Source organism: Pinirhizobacter sp. (assembly GCF_036499745.1).
Lineage (GTDB): Bacteria > Pseudomonadota > Gammaproteobacteria > Xanthomonadales > Rhodanobacteraceae > Pinirhizobacter.
Genome location: NZ_DASYDG010000044.1, coordinates 1 through 10781, shown reverse-complemented (window position 1 = coordinate 10781; position 10781 = coordinate 1). Strand labels below are relative to the sequence as shown.

At 64.0% G+C, this 10781-nt stretch carries 12 protein-coding genes; 9 read left to right on the top strand and 3 right to left on the bottom strand.

All coding sequences use genetic code 11. From position 1 onward, the window contains the following. The 3 genes from VGM61_RS15240 to VGM61_RS15230 form a co-directional block, all read left to right on the top strand. The coding region (locus VGM61_RS15240; RefSeq protein ID WP_331523705.1) for a DUF5597 domain-containing protein at positions 1-1268 on the top strand (1268 nt) is incomplete at its 5' end. Positions 1269-1404: 136 nt separating this feature from the next. Further along, complete coding sequence (locus VGM61_RS15235; protein WP_331523704.1) at positions 1405-2160, top strand: hypothetical protein; 756 nt, start codon at positions 1405-1407, stop codon at positions 2158-2160. Continuing rightward, positions 2132-2536 (top strand): VOC family protein, encoded by a 405-nt coding sequence (locus tag VGM61_RS15230; RefSeq protein WP_331523703.1) that lies wholly within the window; start codon positions 2132-2134, stop codon positions 2534-2536. Before VGM61_RS15235 ends, VGM61_RS15230 begins: the two co-directional genes overlap by 29 nt. 16 nt (positions 2537-2552) lie before the next feature. Here the strand turns inward: VGM61_RS15230 and VGM61_RS15225 are convergent, their stop codons facing one another. Further along, positions 2553-3017 carry an Lrp/AsnC family transcriptional regulator gene (locus VGM61_RS15225; protein WP_331523702.1) on the bottom strand — a complete coding sequence of 155 codons (465 nt, stop codon included), beginning with the start codon at positions 3015-3017 and terminating at the stop codon, positions 2553-2555. 106 nt (positions 3018-3123) lie between these two features. Between VGM61_RS15225 and VGM61_RS15220 the strand changes: the two genes are divergently transcribed. Then, on the top strand, positions 3124-3735 hold the full coding sequence (locus tag VGM61_RS15220) for a LysE family translocator (protein WP_331523701.1): 612 nt from the start codon (positions 3124-3126) through the stop codon (positions 3733-3735). Here VGM61_RS15220 and VGM61_RS15215 read toward each other — a convergent pair. Continuing rightward, a complete protein-coding gene (locus VGM61_RS15215; RefSeq protein WP_331523700.1) occupies positions 3732-4373 on the bottom strand; it encodes a glutathione S-transferase family protein in 642 nt (213 codons plus the stop codon). The genes VGM61_RS15220 and VGM61_RS15215 overlap by 4 nt on opposite strands. 117 nt (positions 4374-4490) lie before the next feature. On the opposite strand from VGM61_RS15215, the gene VGM61_RS15210 reads away from it, so the two are divergent. Continuing rightward, positions 4491-5120 (top strand): helix-turn-helix domain-containing protein, encoded by a 630-nt coding sequence (locus VGM61_RS15210; RefSeq protein ID WP_331523699.1) that lies wholly within the window; start codon positions 4491-4493, stop codon positions 5118-5120. Positions 5121-5140: 20 nt separating this feature from the next. Here VGM61_RS15210 and VGM61_RS15205 read toward each other — a convergent pair whose 3' ends face one another. Continuing rightward, entirely contained in the window at positions 5141-6310 is a 1170-nt protein-coding gene (locus tag VGM61_RS15205; RefSeq protein WP_331523698.1) for a DNA-binding transcriptional regulator, read from the bottom strand. A gap of 161 nt (positions 6311-6471) precedes the next feature. On the opposite strand from VGM61_RS15205, the gene xylA reads away from it, so the two are divergent. From xylA to VGM61_RS15185, 4 genes are all read left to right on the top strand, one after another. Further along, entirely contained in the window at positions 6472-7788 is a 1317-nt protein-coding gene (xylA, locus tag VGM61_RS15200; RefSeq protein ID WP_331523697.1) for a xylose isomerase, read from the top strand. Beyond that, positions 7749-9329 (top strand): xylulokinase, encoded by a 1581-nt coding sequence (xylB, locus tag VGM61_RS15195; RefSeq protein ID WP_345786380.1) that lies wholly within the window; start codon positions 7749-7751, stop codon positions 9327-9329. Before xylA ends, xylB begins: the two co-directional genes overlap by 40 nt. Further along, complete coding sequence (xylF, locus tag VGM61_RS15190; protein ID WP_331523696.1) at positions 9326-10342, top strand: D-xylose ABC transporter substrate-binding protein; 1017 nt, start codon at positions 9326-9328, stop codon at positions 10340-10342. Before xylB ends, xylF begins: the two co-directional genes overlap by 4 nt. Next, the coding region (locus VGM61_RS15185) for an ATP-binding cassette domain-containing protein (RefSeq protein WP_331523695.1) at positions 10320-10781 on the top strand (462 nt) is incomplete at its 3' end. The genes xylF and VGM61_RS15185, both read left to right, overlap by 23 nt.

Below are 10781 nucleotides of genomic sequence, written 5' to 3'. Positions count from 1 at the left end.
TGGTGCTGCTGTGGTTTGCCACGTGGAAGAATAATGGCCCGGCCTACACACCCTCCTGGGTGAAGCTGGACAACAAGCGCTTTCCCCGCGTCGTCACCGCGCAGGGCAAAGAGCTCGGTTCGCTCTCGCCGCACGCCACCGCCACGCTCGAAGCCGACCGAAAAGCCTTCGTGGCCATGATGACGCACCTGAAGCAGATCGATGGCGACCAGCATACGGTAGTCATGGTGCAGGTGGAGAACGAGTCCGGCACCTACGGTACCGATCGCGATCATTCGCCTGCGGCCGACAAGCTGTTCGCCGGCGCGGTACCGTCGGCGCTGCTGCAGAAGATCGGCAAACCTGCCGGCTCATGGCACCAGGTGTTCGGCGCCGACGCAGGCGAGATGTTCCATGCCTGGTCGATAGCGAGCTTCATCGGCAGCGTGGCCAAGGCCGGCAAGGCTGTGTACGACCTGCCCATGTATGCCAACGCCGCTTTGCGTGATCCCTTCAAGCCCGGTCCCGCCGGCACTTATGCGTCAGGGGGACCCACCGACAACGTGCTCGATGTGTGGAAGGCAGCGGCGCCTGCCCTGGACATCCTGGCCCCGGACATCTACCTGCCCGAGTCGGCGAAGGTCAATGCGGTGCTCGACCGCTACCGTCGCCGCGACAACCCGCTGTACGTGGCCGAGATCGGCAATGCCCCGCTCTATGCCCGCTATGCGTTTGCCACCTTCGGCCGGGGCGGTATCGGCTTCGCCCCCTTCGGCATGGATTTCACCGGCTACTCGAATTTCCCCCTGGGCGCGCGCAAGGTCGATGACGAAACGCTCGGCGCCTTCGGCGCGGTGAACCAGTTGCTGGGCTCTATCGGCGAGCAACTGGCAACGCTAGCGCTGCAGGGCAAAACCTTCGGTGCCGCCGAACCCGACGACAGCCACGAGAGCGAACTGGACCTCGGCGCCTGGCGCGTGCACGTGGGCTATGGGCAGGGCCAATTCGGCGTGAAGCCGCCCGAGGGCAACCCAACGCCATCCGGCGGCGTGGTCATTGCCCAGCTGGCGAAGGACGAATACCTCGTCACCGGATTTCACGCCCGGGTGAATTTCCTCCCGCCCAAGGACGATCCGCAGCGCCATTTCCTGCTTGAGCGTGTGGAGGAAGGGCGCTACCAGAATGGCCAGTGGGTATTCCGCCGCCTGTGGAATGGCGACCAGACCGACTACGGCCTCAATTTCACCAGCGCCCCGCAGTTGCTGCGCGTCAAGCTCGCCACCTACTGACGAAAAACGCCGCATGTGCCAGGCGTGACACCATCGACCAGGACAGTAGATCTTGCGGAGTCATGCCGCATGTAAGGGCGATCGGATCGCGGTAGTATCAGGGCACCGCCGACCGATACCGGTCAAGGGGGACGCCATGACACAGGCCACTTTCGGATATTTCCCGGCACTTTCGCCACCGTCACCGCAAGAAAGCACGCGCTGGAAGCTCGCCCTGGCCGCGGCGACGCTTTCCTCAGTCTTCGCCGCGCACGCCGCGCCGCCCACGGTCGACGCACCCGACCGCAGTGGAATCAACGTCTGCGCCTTTGGCATGGAGCAGATCCTGCCCGGTGACTACTACGCGTGCCGGTCCATCTATGCGATGCGGCACCATGATTACCGCAAGGCCATCGACTTACTCGAAGAGTCGGCCAGTTGGGCCAACAAGAACTCGCAGCGTGTGCTTGGGCTGGTGTATTTCAACGGCGACAGCACTGGCATCGCGCCCAATCACCCCCTGGGCCTGGCATGGCTCAAGCTCGCCGCCGAGCGCCACGACCCGGCCATCCAGAACGATTTCGACAGCGCGCTTGCACACGCAAGCCAGAGCGAGCGGACCGAGTCGGATCGTCTTTTTGATTCGATGAAAGACAAGTACGGCGACGACGTGGCCGGCAAACGCGCGGTCCAGCGGTACAACCAGTACGTAACTCCCATCAAACAGGCCTCCCTCGGACGCAACTACGCCGTCCTTTACGGCTTCGGTCCGTATGGCCAGCGTGCCGACGTGGTCGTGGCGCAGCTGCAGACACAGGCGCAGCAGGATTTTAATGGCCTGGTCGGCACCGTCGTGGTGGGAGCCGTCGAGCAGGACGCGAGTGGTGCGGGCAAGCCTGCTCCACCCAGATAAGGTCAAATCAATAGAAAACCGGGAAGTTACGATGGGTATCGAAACTATTTTCGCGCATGTAAGCTGCTCCGACCTTGAAACCAGCACCGCCTGGTATGAAAAACTTTTCGGCAAGGCCCCGACCCGAAAGCCGATGGACGGCCTGGTGGAGTGGCAGTTCACCGAAAGCGCCGAAGTGCAGCTTTTCGAAGACAAGAAGCATGCCGGCACCAGTACCTTGACCCTCGGCGTGCTGCCGCTGGAACCCGAACGCAAACGCCTTTTGTCGGCAGGCCTGGATCCCCAGGAGATTGAACAAGCCAAACACTTCTTCATCATGCGCATGCGCGACCCGGACGGAAACCTGGTGGTGATGGCCAGCGCGCGCAGGACCTAGCACTTCGCCATCGACACTACAGGGGAAGCGCATACGTCTGCTTGACCACCTGGCTGGGCATATCGGTCTTGACGTTCTGGATACCGTTCGCGCGCGTGAGATGCGTGGACTGGAAATGCCGGTAGGCATCGAGGTCCGCCACCACCACGCGTAACAACGCATCGCTTTCGCCAAGCATGATGTAACACTCCATCACCTGGGGAAGGCGCTTCATCGCGTCGATGAAACGCTCGATGGTCTCGGCATCCTGGGCGATCAGCCAGACGCGCGTGAAGAGCGTAAGCCCCGCACCGACCATCGCCGGATCAAGCACCGCGACATAGCGATCGATCACGCCTGCTTCTTCAAGCAGGCGAACCCGGCGCAGGCAAGGCGAGGGAGATAGACCGACCTCGCGGGCAAGGTCGGTATTCTGCAGCCGCGCGTTCTCTTGAAGGGCCTTGAGAATGCGCCTGTCGATCTTGTCCAGCTTTATAGGCATCATAATTCATTGATTAAGGAAATATTGGCATGATATGCCATTCCTGTCATGAATGATGGAATTTTTGGAACCCTATAGCGCGTGATCCCGCGTACATTGCTCTCCCATGAGCACACACACGTTGATCCTGTTCGCCCTTACCGTCCTGCCCCTCATTTGCACCCCTGGGCCCGACATGCTGTTCATTGCGTCGCAGTCCATCGCAGGCTCCGCCACGGCCGGGCTACGAGCCACAGCGGGTGTATGCAGCGGCTACCTGGTGCATTCCCTGATGGTCGCCGTCGGACTGGCTGCGGTGATCGCCGCTTCACCCGTGATGTTCGCCACGCTCCGTTGGGCAGGCGTGGCGTACCTGGCTTTCCTCGCCCTGCAGTTGTTGCGTTCGGCCCTCACGCCGGGGCAACCGCGTATCGCAAGCCGACGCGAACCCTCGCCCTTCCATCGAGGATTCCTTACCGCTGCGATGAACCCCAAGGGCATGCTGATCTACTTCGCCATCATCCCGCAGTTCATGCAGCACGATGGATCGATCGCACTGCAGGCCATCGTGCTGTCGGGCATATTCATCGGATTGTGCGGCGTCGTTTACGCCGCACTGTCCTTTGTGTTGGCCGCGACCGGAAGCCGCGGTTCGATCAGTGATGGGCGGCGGCGTTGGGTGGAAGGCGTCTCCGGCGGCATGCTTGCCGTGGCGGCAACGCGGCTGGCCAGTAGCTAGGCAGCCTGCCTTGTTTGAGGTGTCGTCTCCGGCCAGGGATTCGCCCAGGCAGGAATGTCCATCAAACCATCGAGCCATCGCACGATGTTGGTGTACCCAGCCAGCGGCATCTCCGCTTCCCGCCAGTCCGTTGCCATCGCCGCCAGCTGGAAGTCGGCGATGGTGAGGCGATCACAGGCCACGTAATCGCGTCCGGCCAGATGGTCGTCGAGGATCTCCGCCAGGGCAAGCAGCCCGGGAACCTCTTTCTCCAGAGCGTCGCGATCGGCTGCCCCCATGTGGAATCGCGGCTTGATGATGTGTTCGAAATAGAAATTCCCCACCGCGCGCATCCAATGCGTGTCGTTCCAGCTGATCCAGCGCATCACTTCCACCTGGTCGGCGAGGTTGGTCGCCGGCCACATGTCCGACCCCACCTTGTTGCACAGGTAGATCATGATCGCGGGTGACTCCCACAACACGAAATCCCCGTCCACCATCGTCGGGGCCTTGCGGTTGGGATTGAGGGCGGCATACGCCGGCGTTTTCAGGCCGCCGGCCAGGGCGTCGACGTGCTCAAACTCAGCCTCGATGCCCAGGTGCCGTGCCAGGGCCACCACCTTGCGCGGGGCCTGGGCCTTGATCCAGTAGATCTTCATGCGCTTCTCCGTTGATGGGTGTGAACCACCCCTGGAGCGCGAGGATACGCAGCCGCAAAATATGTTAAAGAACATATTTTGAAGGGTGCTATACCTGCGCAACGGAGGTTCGCAACCATGCCCTACAGTCCCGAGCACAAGGCCCGCACGCGCCAGGCCATCGTCGAATCCGCGCGGCGGCTATTCAACCGGTTCGGCTTCGAACAGGTCACCCTGGACCAGATCATGTCCGGCGCCGGGCTCACGCGTGGTGCCTTCTACCACCACTTCGACAGCAAGGACGAACTCTACGCCGCCGCCGTGGCGAGTTTCGTCACCTGTAATCCATTCGCCGTGAAAACCGCCGGCGCCGCACGCGCCCTGAAGGACCCGCGGCGCCTGGCCCGGATGCTGGTGGATCTCTACCTCAGCGACGAAGCCCTGGACAACATCGACATGCATTGTCCGCTCTACGCCCTGCCTGCCGACGTCGCCCGCGCTGGCCTTGAGCCGCAGCAGGCCTACACCGATCTGATCCGCGGCATGAGCCACATCTATCGATCGGCCCTCAAGGGCGTACGCGACGCAGAACAGCGTGCCCAGGCGATGGTATCGCTATGCGTGGGCGGCATGGTGCTTGCCCGCACCACCAACGATCCGGATCTTCGTCGTTCGCTAAGGCGGTCGGCCAGGAGCCAGGCGCTGGCCTTGCTGGACGTTGCACAACGTGCACCCGTCCGTACGCTCGAAGCCATGCATGGGGTCTGACCCCATACGGGGTTTTAACGTCAGGTGTTGCGGGCAAGCTCCACGAACTGGCGCGGGGTGCAGTCGTACTCGCGGCGGAACACGGCGTACATGTACTGCAGCGAGGTAAACCCGCAGCGTACAGCGACATCGGCGAGCGGGATGGCGGCGTCGCCCAACATGCCACGGGCCATGGCCAGCTTGTGGTCAAGGATGGTCTGGTGGACCGTCTGCTTGAGCTCGCGCTTGAAGTGCTCTTCGAGCAACGTGCGCGAGATGCCGACGTAGTCGGCGACCTGTTCGGTCTTGATGCCAAGGCACGCGTACTGGCGGATGTAGTGGCGCGCGCGCATCACGTGGGCGCTCTTCATCGGCTGGTGCTGGCTGGAGGCCTGTACGTTGATGCCCACCGGCGGCACCAGCACGCGCGTGGTGCTGCAGTCGCCGCCATGGAGCATCTGGTGCAACACCTGCGCTGCCGTGCGGCCCATTTCCTCCGCACCCTGGATCACCGAGGTGAGTGAAATGCGGCTGAGCAACTGGGCCATCGGGTCGTTGTCGATACCCACCACCGCCACTTCGCCGGGCACCGCGACATCGGCCACCACGCAAGCCTGCAGCAGCTGACGCGCGCGCGCGTCGGTGACGGCGATGATGCCGATGGGCCGCGGCAGTGAGGTTACCCATTCGACCAGGTCTTCCTGCGCGCGGCCCCAGCCGCCGGCACTGGTAGGTGAGCCGCGGTACACCGTGCCGGAAAGGCCGTCGGACGACACCATGCTGCCGAACGCGGCTTCGCGCTCCTGCGCCCAGCGGTTGCCCGGCACGGGCGGAAGTCCGTAAAAGGCGAAGCGCTGTAGGCCCTGTTCGATCAGGTGGTCGTAGGCCACGCGCACCAGGCGGGCGTTGTCCGTGGCCACGTAGGGGACGTTCGCCGGATAGTGGCTGTCATCGGCATACGAACCGCCGACGGCAACCACCGGTACCGACAGGCTCGCCAGGGTTTCGGCCACCACCGGGTCGTCGAAGTCGGCAATGATGCCGTCGCCCGCCCAGCGGTGGATGCCCAGCGTGCGGCAGCGGAAGTCCTCTTCCATGAAGAGGTCCCACTGCACGCGCGTGGATTTCAGGTACTCGCCGATGCCAGCGATCACCTGGCGGTCGTAGACCTTGTTGGCGTTGAACAGCAGCGCGATCCGGTGCGGATTCATGATGCGTTTTCCCCGATGACTGCTGCAAGCTAACAAAACCACTACGAAAACACATGACGCGGCGCGACAGCAAAAATGTTTAACTGGTTGGTGGATTTCGCAATTGCGCGCCATCCTCGTCGGTCGGCAGCATCCTCGGCCATCGCTTGAGAGGATGTCCGATGACCTATTTCCACACGATCGCGCCCGTTCGCTACGAAGGCCCGGGCGCCAGCACGCCCCTGGCTTTCCGCCATTACGAGGCCGGTCGCAAAGTGCTCGGCAAGACCATGGCCGAACATCTGCGCATGGCCGCCTGCTATTGGCACAGCTTCGTCTGGCCTGGCACCGACATGTTCGGCGCGGGCACCTTCGCCCGCCCCTGGCAGCAACCGGGCGACGCCATGGCCCAGGCCCGGCTGAAGGCCGACGCCGCCTTCGACTTCTTTTCCAGGCTGGGCGTGCCCTTCTACACCTTCCACGACACCGATATTGCGCCGGAAGGAACGAACCTCGCCGAATACCATGCCCACGTCGGGGCCATGGTGGACGTGCTGGGCCAGAAGCAGGAAGAAACCGGCGTCAAACTGTTGTGGGGCACGGCCAACCTGTTCAGCCATCCGCGTTATGCAGCCGGTGCCGCCAGCAGCCCTCAACCGGAGGTGTTCGCCTACGCTGCCAGCCAGGTGCGGATGGCGATGGACGCGACGCGCAAGCTCGGCGGCGCCAATTACGTGCTGTGGGGCGGCCGCGAGGGCTATGACACCCTGCTCAATACCGACCTCAAACGCGAGCGCGCCCAGCTGGGCCGGTTCTTCCAGATGGTGGTGGAACACAAGCACCGCACGGGTTTTAGCGGGGCGTTGCTGATCGAACCGAAGCCGCAGGAGCCGACCAAGCACCAGTACGACTACGACACCGCCACGGTGTACGGTTTCCTGAAGGATTTCGGCCTGGAAAAGGAGGTTCGGGTGAACCTTGAGGCCAACCATGCCACGCTCGCCGGACACTCCTTCCACCACGAGGTGGCCACCGCCATTGCGCTGGGTATCTTCGGCAGCATCGACGCCAACCGCGGCGACCCGCAGAATGGCTGGGATACCGACCAGTTCCCCAACTCGGTGGAGGAGCTCACCCTGGTGATGTACGAAATCCTGCGCGCCGGCGGCTTTACCACGGGCGGCTTCAACTTCGACACCAAGGTGCGACGCCAGAGCAGCGCGCCGGAAGATCTCTTCCACGGCCATGTGGGCGCGATGGACGCCCTGGCCATGGCGCTGGAGCGTGCGGCTGCGATGGTGCAGGACGACGCCCTGGCCGCCTTCAAGGCCGGCCGCTACGCCGGTTGGGATGGCCCCCTGGGCCGCCGCATCCTGGGCGGGGAATTTACCCTTGAGGCCCTGGCCACGGAAGCCAGCCGCGCCGACTTCCGTCCCGAGCACGTCTCAGGCCAGCAGGAATGGCTGGAAAACCTCGTCAATCGCTACGTCTACCGATGAAGCGGGCGTTGTACCTGGGCATCGACCTGGGCACTTCCTCGGTGAAGGTGGTGCTGATGGCCGCCGGCGGCGACGTGGTCGCCACGGCCAGCAAACCGCTGACGGTAAGTCATCCGGCGCCACGGTGGTCCGAACAGAATCCCGAAGATTGGTGGCAGGCAACGCTGTCGGCCGTGGACGAGGTGCTGTCGGTGGCGGACCGCGCGTTCCATTCGCCGCGGCGCGTGCACGCGATCGGACTCTCCGGACAGATGCATGGCGCCGTATTGCTCGACCGCCAGGGCGAAGTGATCCGTCCGGCCATCCTCTGGAACGATGGCCGCAGTGACGCTGAATGCGTTGAGCTGGAGCACGTGGAGGGCTTTCGCCATGTCACCGGCAACCTGGCCATGCCCGGCTTCACCGCGCCCAAGCTGCTGTGGGTACGCCGACACGAACCGGCGGGCTTCGCCCGCATCCACAAAGTGCTGCTACCGAAAGACTACCTGCGCTTCCGCCTGACAGGCGAGTTCGCCACGGATGTCTCCGACGCTGCGGGCACACTGTGGCTGGATGTTGCCAAACGCCAGTGGAGCCCGGCGATGCTGGCAGCCACGGGCCTGGATGCAGGCCACATGCCCACCCTGCACGAGGGGACCGATGTCACCGGCTCCCTCAAGCCGGCGTTGGCCGATCGCTGGGGCATGGATCGCATCCCGGTAGCCGCCGGTGGCGGCGACAACGCCGCCGGTGCCGTGGGCGCCGGCATCGTCATGCCGGGCCAGGCCATGTTGTCCCTGGGTACCTCGGGTGTCTATTTCGCGGTCGCCGACGGCTTCCACGCACGACCCGAACAAGCCGTGCACAGCTTCTGCCACGCCCTGCCCGGCACCTGGCACCTGATGTCGGTGATGCTGAGCGCCGCCAGTTGCCTGGACTTCACCGCACGGATCACCGGCCAGCCGAACGTGGCCGCCCTGCTGGCCGAGGCCGAGGGCAGCATGTCGCGCGCCGACGGGCCGTTTTTCCTGCCCTACCTTACCGGCGAGCGTACGCCGCACAACGACGTACACGCCCGCGGCGCATTCACGGGGCTTTCCGCCGACACCACGCGCCAGGACCTGGCACACGCCACGCTGGAAGGTGTCGGCCTCGGCCTGGCCGATGGCGTCGATGCCGTGCAAGCGGCGGGCATCGCCGCCTCCGAGATCGTTGCCATCGGCGGTGGCTCACGGAGCGGCTTCTGGATCCAGATGATCGCTGACATCCTTGGACGACCGGTAAGCCTGCGCGCGGGCGGTGAGGTCGGCCCGGCCCTGGGCGCAGCGCGGCTGGCGCAACTGGCAAGCGAACCCGGCGCCACCCTGGCAAATACATGTCCGCTGCCGCCGCTGCTCGCTGTCGCCGAACCGCGCGCGGCTCGTCACAGTTATTACGTTGAACATCGGCAGCCGGCCTTTCGGGCGCTCTATCGGCAGCTCAAACCCGTATATTCGGATGCCCGCTCCGCCAGGGATGACAGCGCAGCGCCCTACCCGGTCAATGGAGCAAAAACAGCATGAAGAAAGGTTTCGCTCGCTCACTGTGCGCCCTGGCCGCGGTCGTTGTCAGCGCCGCACTGACGCCACAAGCCCACGCCAGCAAGGACAAACCCGTCATCGGTTTCTCCATCGACGACCTTCGCCTGGAACGCTGGTCGCGTGACCGCGACTATTTCGTAGCTGCTGCCGAAAAGCTTGGTGCCAAGGTGTACGTGCAATCCGCCGACGCCAGTGAGGAGCGCCAGGTTGCCCAGCTTGAGAACCTGATCGCCCGCGGCGTGGATGTCCTGGTGATCGTGCCGATGAACTCCAAGGTATTGGGCAATGTGGTGGCCGAGGCGCACCGCAACGGCATCAAGGTGCTTTCCTACGATCGACTGATCCTGGGCGCCGATGTCGATGCCTACATCTCGTTCGACAACGAGAAGGTGGGCGAAATGCAGGCGCAGGGCGTGCTGGACAAGGCACCGAAGGGCAACTACTTCCTGCTCGGTGGCGCACCCACCGACAACAACGCCCACATGTACCGCGACGGCCAGATGAAGGCCCTCAAGCCCGCCATCGACCGCGGCGACGTGAAAATCGTCGGCCAGCAGTGGACACCCGAGTGGGATCCCTCGCGCGCCCTTCGCATCGTCGAAGACACCCTCACCGCCAACAAGAACGACATCCAGGGCATCGTCGCCTCCAATGATGCCATCGCCGGCGGTGCTATCCAGGCCCTGAACGCGCAGAAGCTCGCGGGCAAGGTGGCCGTGTCGGGCCAGGACGCCGACCTTGCCGCCGTCAAGCGCGTGATCGAGGGTACGCAGTCGATGACGGTGTACAAGCCGATCCGCCAGATAGCATCCCAGGCCGCTGCGATGTCGGTGGACATGGCGAAGGGGACGCCGGTGAGCTTTACCAGCAAGCTCAACAACGGCAAGAAAGACGTCGACACGGTGCTGTTGAAACCCATCGGGCTGACCAGGCAGAACGTCGACACCGTGGTGCAGGACGGCTTCTATACCCATGCCCAGCTCTACGGCAAGTAAGCCCACGCCCCTGCAGCCGATGTTCCGCATGCAGGGCATCGGCAAGTCGTTTGGCGGTGTTCGTGCGCTCGACGGCGTGGACCTGGCCGTACACTCGGGTGAATGCCTGGGCCTGTGCGGCGAGAATGGCGCGGGCAAGTCCACCCTGATGAAGGTGCTTTCCGGTGTGTACCCGCATGGCACCTGGGCCGGTGAGATCGAGTTCGATGGCAAGCCGCTGCGCGCGCACGGCGTGCGCGACAGCGAGGCCGCGGGCATCGTCATCATCCACCAGGAATTGATGATGGTAGCGGCGATGTCGGTGGCCGAAAACATCTTCCTGGGCAACGAGCCGCGCCGCTTTGGTGGCCTGGTGGATGTCCAGGCGATGCACCGCCACGCCGGCGAGCTATTGGCGGAGCTTGGGCTTGCAGATGTCAACGTTGCCCTGCCAGTGGCG